Here is an 18758-nt window from a genome sequence, read left to right on the forward strand (position 1 = left end):
TTTTGCTGGCTGACACACCGCTTTCGCGAGCAAGCCCGCTCCCACAGGTAGATCGTGCCAAGGCTCAGCTCATCTGCTCGACCCGATCGCGCCCGCCCTGCTTCGCCGCATACACCCCCGAATCCGCCCGCAGCAGCAGCGCATCCGCGCCCTCCCCCGGGCGCCAGCTGGCGATGCCGAAACTGGCCGTCACCACCCCGACCACATCCACCGGCGCACTGCGCAGGCCTTGCCATAGCTCCATGGCGAGGATGTACGCGTGCTCGCCGTCGATGTCCGGGCACAACACCATGAACTCTTCACCGCCCAGGCGGCAGAACACATCGGTTCGGCGCAAGCGATGAGCGATGCGTTCGCACACCGCCTGCAGCACCCGGTCGCCCACGGCATGGCCGTACTGGTCGTTGATGCGCTTGAAGTGGTCGATGTCGAGCATGATCACCGACAGCTCGCCGCCGCCACGTTCGACCCGGGCCATCTCGGTGGTCAGGCGTTCCTGGAAGTAGCGACGGTTGTGAATGCCAGTCAGTGAGTCGGTGACCGACAGCGCCCGCAGCTCCTCTTCAACCCGCTTCAGATCGGAAATGTCCGAGATGTAGCCGTGCCACAGCACGCCGCCGCCCGGCAGTTCTTCCGGCGTCGCCTCGCCGCGCACCCAGCGCAGGCCGCGCTCGGGCAACTGCACGCGGTACTCCTCGCGCCATGGACTGAGATTGTCCGCCGAGGCGCGGATCGAGGTGCGCACGCGGGTGATGTCCTGCGGGTGGATACGGGTGAAAATCGCCTCGGCATTGAGCAGCAGCACGTCCGGCTCCAGCTCGTAGATCTCGCGGATGCCGTCGCTGGCGTAGATCACGCTGAAGCGCCCGTCGAATTCCATCTTGAATTGATAGATGCCGCCGGGCACGTGGGCGCTGAGTTTTTTCAGCAGTACATCGCGCGCCGCCAGTGCTTCGTGCACACGCTTGCGCTCGGTGATGTCGATGCAGATTGCCAGATGACCGACCCATAGCCCTTGCTCATCGAGCACCGGGGTGGCAAGCATGTTCACCGGCAGATGGCTGCCGTCGCTGCGTACCAGCGTCCACTCGCGCGCCTCATGACCGCCGACCTCGCCGCCCTCGACCAGCATCGCGTGGCAGGTCGGAATGCTCTTGCCGTAACGCGCACTCAACTCCGCCGAACGCGCGGCCAGCTCTCGCGGCAGATGCAGGTTTTCCAGCGTCATATGGCCGACCACGTCAGCGCTGCTGTAGCCGAGCATCTGTTCGGCGCCAGGGTTGAAGGTGTTGATCACCCCGCGCAGGTCGGTGGCAATGATTGCCACTTGGGTCGCGGCATTCAGCACGCCGCGCAACTGGCCGTGCGTGCCGCGCAATTCCTGCTCCCGGGCGTGCAATTCCTGGGTGCGCAGTTCGACCATGCGCAAGGCGCGTTGACGCTGGCTCACCAACACATAGAGCAATGCGCTGAGCAACACACTCAGCAGCGCGCCCAGCACCACCAGGCTGCTGATTGACGAATGGTTGGCCTGCAGAAAGGCTTCGCTGGGCTGTATGTCCACCTGATAGTCATGGTCGGCCATGCGCAACAACTGCGTGGCCGACAGATCACTGGCCCCCGCCTTGTTGGCCGACTCGTAAAGCACTTCATGCTGATCGTCGGTGGACAGGTCAAGAATGCGTACGCTGAGGAAATCCTGGTTGTCTTCGGGCAACCCGTCGGCCAGCAACTGCTGCATGCTGATCACCGCCATTACATAGCCTTCCGGCGGACTTTTCGGCGCCCCTTCGCGAGTGACCGGCGCCACCAGCAATACGCCCCGGGCATACGCCGGATCAACGCCCACCAGATGCAACGGCTGGGACACCACCATGTGCCCGGTACGGTCGGCGCGCTCCAGTGTCGCTCGGCGCAGGGGTTGCGCCAGCAGGTCGTAACCCAGTGGCGTAGGCAAGTGGCTCTGACTCTGGGTGTAGATCACCGGCACATATTCGGGGCGATCACCGGCTGCCTGGAGCTGGTCGTCAGCGGTCAGTTCACGAAAGGTAAAGGTGCTGAAACCTTCGTTGCGCACCGCTTGCTCAACCGCCGGGCGCTGGGCACGACTGACCCGCGGCGCATAGGAATAGGCCTGGGTGCGTAATAAAAGAGGTTTGGCATAGCCATCGAATTCGCTGCGTGAGACCGAATCGGAGTTGGCGAAGAAGCGGCGCAGGCCGTCAAGGCGCTGCTCCTGATCCTGGAAACGTTCTTCGATGCGGCTGTAACGCTCATTGGCCAGCAGCTGAAAGCGTTGATGCAGTTGATGATGAAACTGAGTGAGGGTGGCCCAGGCGAGCAGCCCCGTGAGAATCCCGCCGGCGAGCAATACCAGCAGCGCGACCAGCCAGGCCGAGACTTCTTCGCTGATAAAACCCAGTATCTTTGGGCGCACGGGGTGCAACGACATAGGGGCAACTCACGACGCCACTGTTCAGGGAAAAACCCCATTGGCCATGAGTTGAGTTATAGCTATTAGCCATTAATTTGGCTAGCTCTGATCGGATCCAAGAGCCTTTTAAAATCAAGGCTCTGTGGATCCAACCAGGTCAAGCGTCAACGAGCCGTGATTTTCCAGGCGCGGTGAATCTTGGTGTTGCGGGCAAAATCCGGATCGATGGTCTGCGCGCTGATTTCCTCGACCGCGTAACGCTCGGCCAGGTTCTCCTCCAACTGGAACTTGCGGAAGTTGTTCGAGAAGTACAGCACGCCACCCGGCGCCAGGCGCGCCATGGCCAGATCGATCAACTGCACCTGATCACGCTGCACGTCGAAGATGCCTTCCATGCGCTTGGAGTTGGAGAAGGTCGGCGGATCGATGAAGATCAGGTCGTACTCTTCACGGCAGCTTTCCAGCCACGCCATCACGTCGCCCTGCTCCAGACGGTTCTTGTCGGAGAAACCGTTCAGCGACAGGTTGCGGCGCGCCCAGTCCAGATAAGTCTTCGACAGGTCGACGCTGGTGGTGCTGCGCGCACCGCCCTTGGCCGCGTGCACACTGGCGGTCGCGGTGTAGCAGAACAGATTGAGGAAGCGCTTGCCGGCAGCCTCTTTCTGAATGCGCATGCGGATCGGCCGGTGGTCGAGGAACAGACCGGTGTCGAGGTAGTCGGTGAGGTTCACCAGCAGCTTGACGCCGCCTTCGCTGACCTCGTTGAACTTGCCCTGCGCCGCCTGACGCTCGTACTGCTTGGTACCGCTCTGACGCTCGCGGCGCTTGACCACCACGCGGCTCTTGTCGACGTTCAGCGCCTGCGGGATCGCCGCCAACGCGTCGAACATGCGCGCCGAGGCCTTTTCCGGATCAATCGACTTCGGCGCCGCGTATTCCTGCACGTGCACCCAGTCGTGATACAGGTCGATGGCCATGGCGTATTCCGGCATGTCGGCATCATAGACGCGATAGCAGTCGATGCCTTCGCGCTTGATCCACTTGCTCAGCGCCTTGAGGTTCTTTTGCAGGCGGTTGGCAAACATCTGCCCGCCTTCGCTCAGGCGCGGCTGCTCGATCACTGGCGCCGGGGCGGGCGTCGGTTTGATCGGGTTGCCGTTCTTGTTGAACTTGCGCTCTTGCGGCTCGTTCGGGGTCTGATCGTAAGCCGCTTGCTCACGCTCGGCCTGACGCTGTTCCGGGGTACGCCGCTCGCCCGTGACGAACTGATCCGGCAGCACCTTGATCAACAGCAGCTTGCACGGCAGTGCGCCGTTCCAGAACGAATACTGCTTGTGGCTGCGAATGCCCATGCGCTTGCCCAGATCCGGCGCGCCAGTGAACACCGCCGCTTCCCAGTTCAGGCAGGCCTGACGCAGACGCTCGCCAAGGTTCTGGTAGAGGTAAAGCAGGCTGGCTTCGTCGCCCAGACGCTCGCCGTACGGCGGGTTGCAGATCACCAGACCTTTCTGGTTCTGATCCGGACGCGGCTCGAAGGTCGCGACTTCGCCCTGATAGATCTTGATCCACTCGCTCAGACCGGCGCGCTCGACGTTATTGCGGCCCGGTTGAATCAGGCGCGGATCGGCTTCGTAACCACGAATCCACAGCGGCGGCTTGGCCAGACCGGCAGCGGCGCGCTCAACCGCTTCTTCATGGAGTTTTTTCCACAGCGCCGGGACGTGACCCAGCCATGCGGTGAAGCCCCACTGCTCGCGACGCAGGTTCGGCGCCATGTCGGCGGCGATCATCCCGGCTTCGACGAGGAACGTACCGACACCGCACATCGGGTCAGCCAGCGCGCCACCTTCGGCCGCAATGCGCGGCCAGCCGGAACGGATCAGGATCGCTGCCGCGAGGTTTTCCTTCAGCGGCGCCGCGCCCTGCTGCAGGCGGTAACCGCGCTGATGCAGGCTGTGGCCGGAAAGGTCGAGGGACAGGATCGCTTCGCCGCGATCCAGGCGCAGGTGAATGCGCAGATCCGGGTTGAGTTTGTCGATGCTTGGGCGGTCGCCCTGCGGGGTACGCAGTTTGTCGACGATGGCGTCTTTGACTTTCAGTGCGCCGAAGTGGGTGTTGTCGATGCCCGAACCGTGACCGCTGAATTCAACAGCCAGGGTGCCGTCGGAGAGCATGTGATCCTGCCACTCGACGTCGAGCACGCCGTGGTACAGGTCTTCAGCGTCTTTCATCGGGAAGCGCTTGAGCACCAGCAGCACCCGGTTGGCCAGACGCGACCACAGGCACAGGCGATAAGCGGTTTCCATCGTGGCCATGCCACGCACGGCGGAGGTGTGCTCGCGAGCTTCTTCAAGGCCAAGCCCGACGGCTTCCTCGATAAGCAGGCCTTCAAGGCCTTTGGGGCAAGTGAGGAAGAGTTCGAAACGATCGGACATGGTATTTCCAGAGCCTTTGGCTAGTGAATCGGCAACGCATTGCCGATCCGGTTTTCAATCAGGCGCTTTTCTAAAAGAGCGCCCGCGTGGCACGAAGGTGTGCCGTTCCATCCCCGCTGCTCGGGTTAAAAGAGCTTAGATGCCGGGACAGATAAAAAAGTTGATGAAACAAAAAGTCTTAAAGCGACCCTTCGTCGCTTAGTAACCGAGCGTAAACGTGGGTCATTCTCACTAAAGGATTAACCCCATCATCCAGCGCGGGGCCGATCATACCGGGGTTTGGTGAAAATTCGTTCATGAAACCACTCGTTACTTATGGCTGTAGCACTATTTTCGTTACGTCCTTATGACAAAACGATCATTCCCTCAATGTGACTCATTGGTTAGAACTGGACACAGGTTGACGTCGCAACGGCGTCAACACCTTGGCTCGCCACGCCGGCAGCGAGCCGCCCAACGGCAGAGTTTTTTCTGCCAGACCTCGGTTGAGGTCAACGCGACAAAAACAGTCAACAAGTGAGGGAAACACCCTATGAGAAGACTTAAGCGTGATCCGTTGGAAAGAGCATTTTTGCGCGGATATCAATATGGCGTTGGTGGCAAATCCCGCGAGCTTTGCCCATTTACTCTACCGTCGGTACGCCAAGCCTGGATCAACGGCTGGCGAGAAGGACGCGGCGACAACTGGGACGGTATGACCGGCACTGCGGGGATCCACAGACTCAACGAACTTCACGCCGTCGGCTAACACAGGGCACTTATTGCAATACGACAATCTGAATTTATAGCGACTTACCATGCACGTCCTTCCCGGACGGCGGGCTGCGGCCCAGGGGCTCCTTCGAGGAGCCCTTTTTTATGCCTGAAAATGCAATCCCCTGTGGCGAGGGAGCTTGCTCCCGCTCGGCTGCGCAGCAGTCGCAAATGCTGAATCCTCGCGACCTGAAAAACCTGGGGCAGCTTCGAAACCCAGCGGGAGCAAGCTCCCTCGCCACAGAAGCCCTCAGCAATCCTCAGCGCAGGGCGGCGATGGCGTCGACCGATTCGCGAATCAGCGCCGGGCCTTTATAGATAAAGCCCGAGTAAATCTGCACCAGACTCGCACCCGCGGTGATCTTCTCCGCCGCATGCTTGCCTTCAGTGATCCCGCCCGCCGCGATGATCGGCAAACGACCACCCAGCTCAGCCGCCAACACCTTCACGGTATGCGTGCTCTTGTCGCGCACCGGAGCGCCGGACAGACCGCCCGCCTCGTCACCATGCTCCATGCCTTCGACGCCAACGCGGCTCAGGGTGGTGTTGGTGGCGATCACCGCGTCCATCCCGGTTTCGATCAATGCCTGGGCAACCTGCGCGGTTTCTTCGTCGGTCATGTCCGGGGCAATCTTGATCGCCAGCGGTACGTGCTTGCCGTGGCGCAGGGCCAGTTCGGCGCGGCGCGTGGCCAGATCCGCCAGCAACTGCTTGAGCGAATCACCGAACTGCAGGCTGCGCAGGCCCGGGGTGTTCGGCGAGCTGACGTTGACCGTGACATAGCTGGCGTGGGCATACACCTTGTCCAGGCAGATCAGGTAGTCATCCACTGCACGCTCGACCGGGGTGTCGAAGTTCTTGCCGATGTTGATCCCCAGCACACCCGTGTATTTGGCCGCGGCGACCCGCGCCAGCAGGTTATCCACACCCAGGTTGTTGAAGCCCATGCGGTTGATGATCGCCTCGGCTTCCGGCAGGCGGAAGATCCGTGGTTTCGGGTTGCCCGGCTGCGGACGCGGGGTCACGGTGCCGATTTCGACGAAACCGAAACCCAACTGCGAGAAGCCGTCGATGGCCGCGCCGTTCTTGTCCAGACCGGCCGCAAGACCCACCGGGTTCGGGAAGTCCAGGCCCATGACCGTCACCGGAACGTTCGCCGGCTTCTTGCACAGCAAGCCGTTGAGGCCCAAACGCCCACCCGCGCCGATCAGATCAAGCGACAGATCGTGGGAAGTTTCCGGGGAAAGTTTGAACAACAGCTGACGGGCCAGGGTGTACATGGGCGGCGATGACTCGGGCGGCGAAAAGAGGTGGCGATTATAGCCGGGCTTATGGCTTCAACACCAAATCGCAGACAAAGAAAAGCCCGGCCTAGGCCGGGCTTTTCTCAAAGCGGCGAGCTAATTACTTAGCTTGAGCTTCAACCTGCGCTTCTACGCGACGGTTTACAGCGCGGCCAGCTTCAGTGCTGTTGTCAGCAACTGGGCGGGTTTTGCCGTAGCCAACCGAGTTAACGCGGGACGATTCAACACCGTACTGCTGAGTCAGAACTTTCTTAACAGCGTCTGCACGACGCTGAGACAGTTTCTGGTTGTAAGCGTCAGGACCGACGGAGTCAGTGTGACCTTCAACAGTGGTGTGAGTCGCTGGGTACTGCTTCATGAAGTCAGCCAGGTTCTTGATGTCAGCGTAGCTGTTAGGCTTGACGACCGACTTGTCGAAGTCGAACTTGACGTCCAGCTCAACACGAACAACTTCAGCAACTGGAGCTTCAACTGGAGCTTCTGCAACTGGCTCTGGAGCTGGAACTGGAGCCGGAGCTGGCTTGCCGCCACCACCGAAGTTCACGCCCAGACCAACCGATGGAGCGTAGTCCCAACGGCCGTTGTCCAGTTTGTAGTCAGCTTCTACGCCAGCACGGGCGAAGAAGTTTTCGGCGAAGTAGTACTTAACGCCAGCGCCAGCAGTCAGGAAAGTCGACTGGTCGCGACCGGTGTGGCCGTCAGCAGCTACGTTGGTCAGGTTGCCGTGCTTAACGCCACCTTCAACGTATGGACGCAGAGCGTCGCCAGCGTTGTTGAAGTGGTATTGAGCAGTCAGACCGAAGTTGTCACCGCGCAGTTTCTGGCTACCGGTACCGTCGTTCGAACGGGTGTGGTTGTTACGATCCCAGCCGAAGTTGATCGAGACGTCGTCGGTCAGGAAGTAACCGATTTTGGCGCCTGGGTTGAAGCCGTCTTCGACATGATCAATGCTGTCGTTGTACTGCTTCTTGTAGTTGATCTCGCCTTCAACTGCGCCTTGGCCTTGTGCCAATGCGCCGAACGAAGTAGCGGCAATAAGAGAACCAATGGCCAAGCCCAAGGTGTTTTTCAGTTTCATCCGTTAAATCCCCATCTGGTGATTGTGAAGCAGTCCCGCAAACCGGGGGACAACTCGGCGGCAAGTCTATCAGAACTTGCCTACACGTAAGAGATATTTGCGCTGAACTAAGTTTCAGCAATGCCTGCAAATTTCTCACGTAATTTGTCTAGAGCACGTTTGTACCGCATTTTTGTCGCACTCAAACCCATGTGCATGATGTCTGCGATTTCCTGAAATTCAAGCTCTGCGACAAATCGTAGCACCAGAATTTCACGGTCAATCGGGTTCACATACACCAGCCAGCGATCGAGTCCGCCCTTCTCCTCGGGTTTCGGCGCCTTTTCTTCCGACGCTTCTTCCAGGGGGTCCAGACTCAAGGCGTCCATCAAGCGACGCTTTCGCCGTTCTTTCCGATACTGCGTGATGCATTCGTTGTAAGTGATGCTGTACAGCCAGGTTTTGAACTTCGATTTCCCCTCGAAATTCTTCAGGCCGTACAGCACCTTCAGCATCACTTCCTGACAGACATCGTCTGCGTCGCGATCGTTCCCAAGATATCTCGCACAAACGTTAAATAATGTTCGCTGGTAACGCCGCATCAGCTCTTCATAGGCGCGCGTTACGTGAAACAGCTCGGTATGCGCGCGCGCGACCAACTCCTCATCAGAGAGCTCACGGGGGTCATAGCGCGTGGATAGCGTTTGGGCTTTATTCAAAACAAGTCGTGCCGACAGTCAGGTCAATGTCCGCCGCTACCCTCTCAGGGCATTTTGCGGCGGCATACATTAGCAGGGTTTGCCGGGTTAGCGGCTACTCACATGCTGTTCCAGCAGGATCCGATTGGAGAGTGAGACTAGCTCACCGTCATCGGTCAGCAATGTGGTTTTAACCGTGCCGATCTCTTCGATCTGGCCTTCGACCTCGCCAACACGCACTTGTTGCCCAACCTGATACAACTCACGCACATAGATTCCCGCAAGAATCTGACCGGCAATTTCCCGGCTTCCCAATCCCATCGCCAGCGCAACCGCCAGACCAACGGTAATCAATACAATGACAATTACATGGTTAAGCAGGTCGGTCTTGACTTCAAGCTGACTGATCGCGACCGAGATGCTGATGATGATCACCAGCCCCTGGGCAATTCGGCCCAAACCTGAAGCATAGTCCAGCCCTACGCCTTCTGCCGCGCCGCGCACCAGCCCGTTGGCCAGTTGCGCAAGCAATACGCCCACCAGCAACACCAGCGCGGCGCCGAAAACTTTCGGCAAATACAACGCCAGCATGTCCAGCGTAGCTGAAACTCGCTCAAGTCCAAGGGACTCTGCCGCGGAAACCAGAAAAATCAGCAAAACGAACCAGTAGACGATCTTGCCGATCAAGGTCGAGATCGGTACCTGAAGCCCGGCACGCGACATCAACTTGGTCAGTCCGGTGCCGCCCATCAGGCGATCAAGGCCCAGTTTGGCGAGCAATTTGGAGAGCAAGGTATCGAGCAGCTTGGCCACCACGAAACCCAACAGCAGCACCACCAGTGCGCCGAACAGGTTCGGAATGAAATTAGCGACTTTGGTCCACAACGCAGTCATTGCAGTGACGAGGCTCTGAGTCCAGAGATCAAGTTCCATATTCAATCAGCCTTATCAGCAGTGCGAGCGGTAGTTTTACGAAGACGGGAAACCGGCGAAACGTGGGCCGATCCATTATTCAGGGCGATCATCAGCGCGGGCAGCCAGCGGCCCAGCAGGCTGAACAGATCACCGGCGCCAACCTGGCGGTTGGCGGTTTTGAGCACGCGACCCAGGCATGCATCGTCGTCACGGCTGGACGGCGAGGCGTTGAGCATGTCGCGCAAAGACTGTTCAAACGGATCGTGCATACGCACCTCTCGTGATGTCTGTGAAAGACGCGGGCAAATTTGGTCGGGTCACATATTGCATATTCATACCCAGCGCAAACGGCGGAATAACCACCATTGACCAAAGGCCATCGCCAACACCGTCAGACAGGCGATCAGGAAGCCGTAAGGGCTGCTCGAGAACGGAATTCCGCCCACGTTTATGCCCAACAGACCGGTGAGAAAACTCATCGGCAAAAAAATACAGGTGATGATGCCGAAGCGATACATCGTGCGATTCATGCGCACGTTCAAACGCCGGTCTTCAGCCTCCAGCACAAGCCCCATGCGCTCTCGGGTCAATTCGAGCTCTTCGAGATAGCGGGTCAGGCTGTTGTTCAATTCGTTCCAGTAGTCGGCGTCATCGTCGACAAACCATGGCAGTTTTATCCGCGTCAGCTGTCCGAAAATATCCCGCTGCGGCGCGAGGAAACGCTTCAGTCCGGCAGCCCGGCGGCGGATGTGCAAAATCGAGCCATGCTCGGGGGTATACCGTTCGTCGGCATCCAGCCGCTCTTCCTCTTCATCGACCAGTTCCGACAGGCACGTGACCAGATCCTGCACCTTGTGGGTGAGGAATTGCGCCAGATACAGGATCAGTTCGGAGGACGTTTTCGGACCTTTGCCCTCGCTCAACAGCGCCAACAACTCATCGGTGGCGCGCAGCGGGCGCAGACGCAGGGAGATGACCCGTTGCGCCGAGGCGAAAATCCGCACCGAAACCATGTCTTCCGGCTCGGCACCTGGATTCAGGTTGACCCCGCGCAGAAACAGCAGCAGTTCGGCATCGGGCAATGGCAACAGGCGCGGCCGAGTGTTCTCTTCCAGCAGCAGGTCGCAGGCAAATTCATTCAGGCCGCTGGATTTGCGCAGCCAGGTCTGGGTTTGCGGATGACTGCGATCCCAATGCAGCCACAGACTCTCATGGGCCTGTAGCTGCAGATCGTCGAGCTCGGTCCTGGCTATCGAACGCGCACCGCCCTTACCGTCCAGCACCAGGGCATGCACCAGCCCCCACTGCGCGTTTTCTTCCTCGAACATCCGCATCCCTTTGTTCTGCCGCTGTTTATTCAGGCATCTTCAGCGGGCTCGGCGAGATGATCACGCCGTTGTTGTCCGCATAAATGTACTGGCCCGGGTGGAACGTCACGCCGGCGAAAGTCACCGGTACGTTAAGGTCGCCGAGACCGCGTTTTTCGGTCTTCATCGGATGGCTGGCCAGGGCCTGGACACCGAGATCGGTCTGGGCGATGACGTCGACGTCACGAATGCAACCGTAGATCACCAACCCTTCCCAACCGTTTTTCGCGGCTTTCTCGGCGATCATGTCGCCCAACAGCGCGCGACGCAGCGAACCGCCGCCATCGACCACCAGCACTTTGCCATCACCCTTGAGTTCGGCTTGCTCTTTGACCAGCGAGTTATCTTCGAAACATTTGATGGTCACGATTTCGCCGCCGAAAGAATCACGGCCGCCGAAATTGCTGAACATCGGTTCCAGCACCTGCACCAGCTCCGGATAGGCGTCGCACAGGTCAGGCGTGAGGTAATGGTTCATCGAGAAACTCCTGTTAAAGGAAGACGATCTAGGATGCCGCATTCTTTTGAGACGAGCTCCGGCAGTCGCTGTTTACCCTGATTCATGCAATGTTCGCTGAATGAACCTGAACATACGCTGAAACGTAATAGCTAAACAGCCATCAATTATGACCAGAACCGCACAATGCGTCATATCTTAGCCGCAAGCCGACCTGAGCGAAATGCCCTTTTCAGAGCCTTGGCCTCAACCCGCGGCCGCCAGATCCGGCTTGTCGCCGAGCAATGGCGTCTGCTGGTCCTGCAGCCAGCGCGCCACCAGCGGCCAGACTTCGGCCTGTGCAGCCTTGCTCACCAGCATCTCGACGTGACCGAAATTGTCACTGAAGCCCTGCTCACGCCCCAGATTGACGAATTGCTTGTGCTCGGAGCCGATCTGCTCGAACAGCTTGCGACAGGCCCACGCCGGATCCTGATGATCGCCCGCTGCCGTCACGGCCAGCACCGGCACCTGTACCTCGGCCAGGCCGGCCCACCAATCCTTGTCCTTGTCACCAAAACGTCCAAACAAGCCGTACCAGCGCATGCTTTCCAGCGCCAGACCGATCGGCTCGTCCTCCGGGCCGCGCTTGAGGCGTGAGCCGGACAATTGCGCGAAACGCTTGAGAATGAAGCGCCCGCTCCACTCCACCGGTGGAATCTTCAGCGGCCAGTACGTGCGACTGACCTGCGTGCCGAAAAACGCCGCGGAAGCCACGGCTGGCTCGCCAAGGTATTCGCCACCCAGCGCCGCCGCCAATGTAATGCCGCCCAGCGAATGACCGATCCAGTGTGGCACCTGCCCGCTCTGCTCGCGCACGAACGCGGCAATCGCCGGCAGATCGTACCGGGCGTAGTCAGCCACGCGGTTGCGGCGGTAGTCCTGGTTGCGCTGCGACAGGCCATGGCCGCGCATCTCCGGAATCCATACATCAAAACCCAGACGCGTCAGGTACGCGCCCAGCCCCAGCCCTTTGGGGGAAAACCAGAAGCGCCGATTGGAAAAACTGCCGTGCAGCAAAATCACCGGCACGCCGCGCGGTGTCGTGTCATCGGCCATGCCCAGGCGGGTCACGGCGATTTCCACGGACCAGTCGGGACTGTTGCCGGGTTTCAATCGATACACATCTTCGCTCAGATCACCGCGACGTTCGGCGCTGATCAGGGCGACAGGAAACAGGTTGCTGCTGCTTTGCATAATGCTCTTGCACAAAAAAGGGCGGCATCTACAGGAGCCCGCCCTACTTCAATCTCAAAGCCCCCGACCTTTGTGGGAGCGGGCTTGCTCGCGAAAGCGGTGTATCAGCCAACATTTTTGGCGGATCTTATTCCGTCTTCGCGAGCAAGCCCGCTCCCACAGGGGAGGATGGCCGTTCACATATGGATCAAGCCTGGGCCTGACCTTCCGCGAGGAAGAACCAGGTTTCCAGTACGGAGTCCGGGTTCAGCGACACGCTTTCGATGCCCTGCTCCATCAGCCACTTGGCCAGATCCGGGTGGTCCGAAGGGCCCTGGCCGCAGATGCCGATGTACTTGCCGGCCTTGTTGCACGCGGCAATCGCGTTGGCCAACAGCTTCTTGACCGCCGGATTACGCTCGTCGAACAGGTGCGCGATGATCCCGGAGTCACGGTCCAGGCCCAGGGTCAGCTGAGTCAGGTCGTTGGAACCGATCGAGAAACCGTCGAAGAATTCGAGGAATTCTTCAGCGAGAATCGCGTTGGATGGCAGTTCGCACATCATGATCACGCGCAGGCCATTGTCGCCACGGGCCAGGCCGTTTTCGGCGAGCAGATCGACCACCTGACTGGCTTCGCCGAGGGTACGGACGAACGGCACCATGATTTCGACGTTGGTCAGGCCCATCTCGTTGCGTACGCGTTTCAGCGCGCGACACTCGAGTTCGAAGCAATCGCGGAACGCTTCGCTGATGTAACGCGAAGCGCCACGGAAGCCCAGCATCGGGTTTTCTTCTTCCGGCTCGTACAGCTTGCCGCCGATCAGGTTGGCGTATTCGTTGGACTTGAAGTCCGACAGACGCACGATGACCTTCTTCGGCCAGAACGCGGCAGCGAGGGTGCTGATGCCCTCAACCAGTTTTTCGACGTAGAAGCCAACCGGATCGTCGTAACCGGCGATGCGCTTGTCGACGCTGTCCTTGATTTCCTGCGGCAGGCCGTCGTAGTTCAGCAGTGCTTTCGGGTGCACGCCGATCATGCGGTTGATGATGAATTCCAGACGGGCCAGGCCGACACCGGCGTTCGGCAGTTGCGCGAAGTCGAAGGCGCGGTCCGGGTTGCCGACGTTCATCATGATCTTGAACGGCAGCTCCGGCATGGCGTCCACGGAGTTCTTCTTGACGTCGAAGCCCAGCTCGCCTTCGAAGATGTAACCGGTGTCACCTTCGGCGCAGGACACGGTCACGCCCTGGCCATCCTTCAGCAGTTGGGTGGCGTTGCCGCAACCCACAACCGCCGGAATCCCCAGCTCACGGGCGATGATCGCCGCGTGACAGGTACGCCCGCCACGGTTGGTGACGATGGCGCTGGCGCGCTTCATCACCGGTTCCCAGTCCGGGTCGGTCATGTCGGAGACCAGCACGTCGCCGGCCTGGACTTTGTCCATTTCCGAGACGTCCTTGATGATCCGCACTTTACCGGCGCCGATGCGCTGGCCGATGGCACGACCTTCCACCAGCACGGTGCCGGTTTCTTTCAGCAGGTAACGTTCCATGACGTTGGCCTGGGTGCGGCTCTTCACGGTTTCCGGACGGGCCTGCACGATGTACAGCTTGCCGTCGTCACCGTCCTTGGCCCACTCGATGTCCATCGGGCAGCCGTAGTGCTTCTCGATGATCATCGCCTGCTTGGCCAGCTCGCTGACTTCGGCGTCGGTCAGGCAGAAACGCGCACGCTCGGCCTTGTCGACATCGACGGTCTTCACCGAACGACCGGCCTTGGCCTCGTCGCCGTAGATCATCTTGATCGCCTTGCTGCCGAGGTTGCGACGCAGGATCGCCGGACGACCGGCTTCCAGCGTGCCCTTGTGCACATAGAATTCGTCGGGGTTGACCGCGCCTTGAACAACGGTTTCGCCCAGGCCGTAGGCGCCGGTGATGAACACCACGTCACGGAAACCGGATTCGGTATCGAGGGTGAACATTACGCCGGCAGTGCCGGTTTCCGAACGCACCATGCGCTGCACGCCGGCCGACAGGGCGACCAGTTTGTGGTCGAAGCCCTGGTGCACGCGGTAGGAAATCGCCCGGTCGTTGAACAGCGAAGCGAACACCTCTTTGGCGGCGCGGATGACGTTTTCCACGCCACGGATGTTCAGGAAGGTTTCCTGCTGACCGGCGAACGAGGCGTCCGGCAAGTCTTCGGCGGTGGCGGAAGAACGCACGGCCACGGCCACATCAGGGTTACCGGCCGACAACGCGGCGAACGCGGTGCGGATCTCGGCATTGAGTGTTTCAGGGAATTCGGCGTCCATGATCCATTGACGGATCTGCGCACCGGTCTTGGCCAGTGCATTGACGTCATCGACGTCCAGGGCGTCGAGAGCCTTGTGGATCTGATCGTTGAGGCCGCTCAGTTCGAGAAAGTCGCGATAGGCCTGCGCGGTGGTGGCAAAGCCGCCGGGGACCGACACACCGGCACCCGCCAGGTTGCTGATCATCTCGCCCAGGGATGCGTTCTTGCCCCCCACATGCTCAACATCGTGTTTGCCGAGCTTATCGAGGGAAACTACGTACTCTACCAAGGTGATCTCTCCACTAACTGTGTTGGAAAAGCTCAGAAACCGGCAGCTCGGGGGAGCGTTGGCCGGCTGTATGGCCTGGACCTGGAAAATAAGTGAGAATGCGGGCCATTGGCGGCCGGCAATCGCGCCTATCATATCCAAGATTGATGACTAGCTTAAGGCCCAAGGTGCAAATGAAACGATCTGCTTTCTTTATCTCCGATGGCACCGGCATCACTGCCGAAACCCTGGGTCAAAGCCTTCTGGCGCAGTTCGAAAACATTACCTTCAGCAAAGTCACGCGGCCGTATATCGACAACGCGGACAAAGCGCGGGCCATGGTACAACAAATCAACAAAGCCGCTGAAACCGACGGCATGCGCCCGATCATCTTCGACACCATCGTCAATCAGGACATCCGTGAGATTCTCGCGACCTCCAATGGTTTCATGATCGACATTTTCTCGACCTTCCTCGCCCCGCTGGAGCAGGAACTGACCGAGCATTCTTCCTATACCGTCGGCAAGTCGCATTCGATCGGGCACAACTCCAATTACATGGAGCGGATCGAGGCGGTGAACTTCGCTCTCGACAATGACGACGGCGCGCGCACCCACTATTACGACAAGGCCGATCTGATACTAGTGGGCGTGTCGCGTTGTGGTAAGACGCCGACGTGCCTGTACATGGCGATGCAATTCGGCATTCGCGCGGCCAACTATCCGCTGACCGAAGACGACATGGAGCGCCTGACCCTGCCGACCGCCCTGCGCGCCCATCAGCACAAGCTGTTCGGCCTGACCATCGACCCGGATCGCCTCACCGCGATCCGCAACGAGCGCAAGCCCAACAGCCGTTATTCGAGCTACGCCCAGTGCGAATTCGAAGTGCGTGAAGTGGAAAACCTGTTCCGCCGCGAGAACATCCCGCACATCAACTCCACGCATTTTTCGGTGGAAGAGATTTCGGCGAAGATTCTGGTGGAGAAAGGCGTGGAGCGGCGGTTCAAATAGATTTGTGGCGTCTGTTCTGACGCCTTCGCGAGCAAGCCCGCTCCCACAGGTTGATCGAGTTCCTCCAGTTGAAACGCGATCGCCTGTGGGAGCGGGCTTGCTCGCGAAGAACGATTACACGGTTTCCGTTAATGCCCGCGCCAAAGCCTCGAACCCGGACAGCAACAACCGGTCATCTCCCACCGCATTGCATACACTCGCTCGAATGAACTGCGGCACCGCTGCATGCCCGACCGCAAAGGCCTCGGCGGTGGCCACCAGGTAGTTGTTTTCCTTCAGCTCCGCAGCAATCTGCGATGCGCGCCACAGCTCCGGCACCTCAATCCAGAAGTGCGGGCTATGCGCATCCGCCTTGTAATTGAGCCCCGCCAACACCGGCGCGACCAGCGCCTTGCGCCGGCCGATTTCGCTGATCTGCTCATCCAGCAAACGCTCGGCCATGCCGTTGTCGATCCAGCGGCTCGCCAACTCCATCGCCAGCGGATTGGCCATCCAGCAGGTGCCGCGAATGGCCGCACTCAGGCGCCCGATCAGCGCTTGCGGTGCATGCAGATAACCGACCCGCAGACCGGCTGAAACCGCCTTGCTCAGACTGCCGATCAACACCGCGCGCTCGGCGGCGAAATGGCTCAGCGGCAACGGTCGCTGGCGGGCCAGTACCGCATGTGCGTCGTCTTCGAAAATCAGCAGATTGTGTTGGCGACAGATGTCGGCAATCGCCTCACGCCGTGGCACCGACATGACTGCCGCCGTCGGGTTCTGAATCGTCGGCGTGCAGTACAGCGCCGAGACGCGATGCTGCCGGCAGACGTCGTCCAGCGCTGCCGGCAGCAGCCCTTCGTCATCCATTGCGACACCGATGAGTTTGATCCCCAACTGGCGTGCGACGCTGATCAGCCCCGGGTAAGTCAGATGCTCGGTAACCAGCGTATCGCCGGCCTTGAGCAGGCCCATCAAGGCGCACAGCAAGCCATGCTGGCCGCCATTGACGCACAACACCTGATCGGCGTGCGGCTGAAACGCGCCATGACTCAACCAACGCGCCCCCGCCTGCCGATGCCGCAGCAAACCACTTTCGACGGTGTAACCGGTCAACTGCTGCAAGCCTCGTGGATCACTGGCGAGGCTGTGCAGGGTCTGGCTCATGAATGCCGCTTCCTGCCCAGGGATCGGCTGATTGCGGCTCATGTCGAAACAGGCGCGCGGCTCATCGCTGACATTGCGAAAGCCCTTGTCCTGCGGCCGCTCCATCCCGCGCTCACGCACATAAGTGCCATCGCCGACGCGGGCCACCACCAGACCGACCCGCTCCAGTTCGCCATAGGCGCGACTGATGGTGCCGATGGTCACGCCCAGGCTATCGGCCAACAGCCGGTGCGGCGGCAATTTCGCTCCCGCCGCAATCACGCCTTCGGCGATGGCCTGCTGCACCGCATCCGCCAGGCGCTTGTACTTCACCCCCACCCCGTTGGCGAGGCCGTCGCGGAGGATTGACACCATGGCAATACTTACTTTGACAGTCATTGTCGCCCCGAATAGCGTGCTGAAAACAGGTTCAATCAGGGATAGCCCTTTTCAACAACCGGGTCAATTCCATTGCTGCGGAGCACCAAGCATGTCGACTGCCATCAGCGCACCGCTGAACATCAGCAAACCCTGGCTCGCCGGATTGCTCACCAGCACCTTGTTTCTGATCGTCTGCCTGAGCTGGGGCACTACGTGGCTGGGGATCAAGATTGCCGTGGAAAGCGTGCCGCCACTGACCGCCGCGGGCCTGCGCTTTCTGATCGCCTTTCCGCTGTTCCTGAGCTTCGCCGCACTGCGCAGGGAACCGCTGCTGTTCCCGCGACAGAGCCGCTGGTTTTTCGTGTTCGTCACGCTGTCGTACTTCAGCCTGCCGTACTACCTGCTCAACTACGGCGAGATGCACGTTTCGTCCGGTCTGACAGCGCTGCTGTTCAGTTGCATGCCGGTGTTTATCCTGATTTTTTCCGCGCTGTTTCTGCGCGAGAAAATCCTCCCCACACAGATGCTCGGTATCGCCATCGGTTTCGCCAGTCTGTTCATGATCATTCGCAGCCAGGGCCTGCATCTGGATCAGGCGGAATGGCTCGGCGTATTGGCGATTCTGTGCGCAGCGATCCTGCATGCGCTGTGCTACGTGGTGACCAAAAAGCACGGCAGCGCGATCAGCGTGATCACCTACAACACCCTGCCGATCGGCATCGCCGGGCTGATGTTATTTATTGTCGGCTTGAACGTGGAAGCACCGGTATTCAAGGACGTGACCGCGCGCTCATGGGGCGCTCTGCTGTACCTCGGACTGGTGGCGTCAGTGGGCGGCTTTATCGTGTATTTCATCCTGCTCAAACGCCTGAGCCCGGTGCTGCTGTCGTTCGTGTTCATCATCTTCCCGGTATTCGCCCTGCTCATCGGCGCCTGGTACGAAGGCACGCCGATCTCGCGGGACCTGATGCTGTACTCGGCAATCCTGCTTGCCGGTTTCGCGATCACCAAGCTACCGCTCAAACGCTGAAAACTCACGAC

15 protein-coding genes are annotated in these 18758 nt (G+C 59.8%); 3 read left to right on the forward strand and 12 right to left on the reverse strand.

Annotation, left to right across the window (positions count from 1 at the left end):
* Positions 1–64: 64 nt before the first annotated feature.
* Together LCH64_RS11425 and rlmKL are read right to left on the reverse strand one after the other, a co-directional pair.
* Positions 65–2452, reverse strand: coding sequence for a diguanylate cyclase (locus LCH64_RS11425; RefSeq protein ID WP_226500313.1), 2388 nt, complete (start codon positions 2450–2452; stop codon positions 65–67).
* 146 nt (positions 2453–2598) lie between these two features.
* Complete coding sequence (gene rlmKL, locus LCH64_RS11430) at positions 2599–4869, reverse strand: bifunctional 23S rRNA (guanine(2069)-N(7))-methyltransferase RlmK/23S rRNA (guanine(2445)-N(2))-methyltransferase RlmL (protein WP_226500314.1); 2271 nt, start codon at positions 4867–4869, stop codon at positions 2599–2601.
* A gap of 532 nt (positions 4870–5401) precedes the next feature.
* On the opposite strand from rlmKL, the gene LCH64_RS11435 reads away from it, so the two are divergent.
* Entirely contained in the window at positions 5402–5617 is a 216-nt protein-coding gene (locus LCH64_RS11435; RefSeq protein WP_003223300.1) for a ribosome modulation factor, read from the forward strand.
* A gap of 265 nt (positions 5618–5882) precedes the next feature.
* Here the strand turns inward: LCH64_RS11435 and LCH64_RS11440 are convergent, their stop codons facing one another.
* From LCH64_RS11440 to ppsA, 9 genes are all read right to left on the reverse strand, one after another.
* Entirely contained in the window at positions 5883–6902 is a 1020-nt protein-coding gene (locus LCH64_RS11440; protein ID WP_003223297.1) for a quinone-dependent dihydroorotate dehydrogenase, read from the reverse strand.
* 124 nt (positions 6903–7026) lie between these two features.
* Entirely contained in the window at positions 7027–8004 is a 978-nt protein-coding gene (locus tag LCH64_RS11445; RefSeq protein WP_226500315.1) for an OmpA family protein, read from the reverse strand.
* A 107-nt stretch (positions 8005–8111) separates the two neighbouring features.
* Entirely contained in the window at positions 8112–8702 is a 591-nt protein-coding gene (sigX, locus tag LCH64_RS11450) for an RNA polymerase sigma factor SigX (RefSeq protein WP_064116922.1), read from the reverse strand.
* A gap of 87 nt (positions 8703–8789) precedes the next feature.
* Entirely contained in the window at positions 8790–9614 is an 825-nt protein-coding gene (locus LCH64_RS11455) for a mechanosensitive ion channel domain-containing protein (protein WP_003223294.1), read from the reverse strand.
* A 2-nt stretch (positions 9615–9616) separates the two neighbouring features.
* Entirely contained in the window at positions 9617–9865 is a 249-nt protein-coding gene (locus LCH64_RS11460; RefSeq protein WP_003223293.1) for a hypothetical protein, read from the reverse strand.
* A 63-nt stretch (positions 9866–9928) separates the two neighbouring features.
* Positions 9929–10924, reverse strand: a complete 996-nt coding sequence (locus LCH64_RS11465; protein ID WP_003223291.1) for a zinc transporter ZntB — start codon at positions 10922–10924, stop codon at positions 9929–9931.
* A gap of 25 nt (positions 10925–10949) precedes the next feature.
* Positions 10950–11441 carry a ribonuclease E activity regulator RraA gene (gene rraA / locus LCH64_RS11470; RefSeq protein ID WP_226500316.1) on the reverse strand — a complete coding sequence of 164 codons (492 nt, stop codon included), beginning with the start codon at positions 11439–11441 and terminating at the stop codon, positions 10950–10952.
* Between the two features lie 225 nt (positions 11442–11666).
* Positions 11667–12656 (reverse strand): alpha/beta fold hydrolase, encoded by a 990-nt coding sequence (locus LCH64_RS11475; protein WP_201138284.1) that lies wholly within the window; start codon positions 12654–12656, stop codon positions 11667–11669.
* A gap of 187 nt (positions 12657–12843) precedes the next feature.
* Complete coding sequence (gene ppsA / locus LCH64_RS11480; RefSeq protein WP_226500317.1) at positions 12844–15219, reverse strand: phosphoenolpyruvate synthase; 2376 nt, start codon at positions 15217–15219, stop codon at positions 12844–12846.
* Positions 15220–15392: 173 nt separating this feature from the next.
* On the opposite strand from ppsA, the gene LCH64_RS11485 reads away from it, so the two are divergent.
* On the forward strand, positions 15393–16211 hold the full coding sequence (locus LCH64_RS11485; RefSeq protein WP_003223283.1) for a pyruvate, water dikinase regulatory protein: 819 nt from the start codon (positions 15393–15395) through the stop codon (positions 16209–16211).
* Positions 16212–16325: 114 nt separating this feature from the next.
* Here the strand turns inward: LCH64_RS11485 and LCH64_RS11490 are convergent, their stop codons facing one another.
* Positions 16326–17735: a PLP-dependent aminotransferase family protein gene (locus tag LCH64_RS11490; protein WP_226500318.1), complete on the reverse strand. Its 1410-nt coding sequence runs from the start codon at positions 17733–17735 to the stop codon at positions 16326–16328.
* Positions 17736–17826: 91 nt separating this feature from the next.
* Between LCH64_RS11490 and LCH64_RS11495 the strand changes: the two genes are divergently transcribed.
* Complete coding sequence (locus LCH64_RS11495; protein WP_201138287.1) at positions 17827–18747, forward strand: EamA family transporter; 921 nt, start codon at positions 17827–17829, stop codon at positions 18745–18747.
* The last annotated feature ends 11 nt before the right edge of the window (positions 18748–18758 follow it).

The organism is Pseudomonas sp. MWU16-30322, assembly GCF_020515535.1.
Classification (GTDB): Bacteria; Pseudomonadota; Gammaproteobacteria; order Pseudomonadales; family Pseudomonadaceae; genus Aquipseudomonas; species Aquipseudomonas fluorescens_H.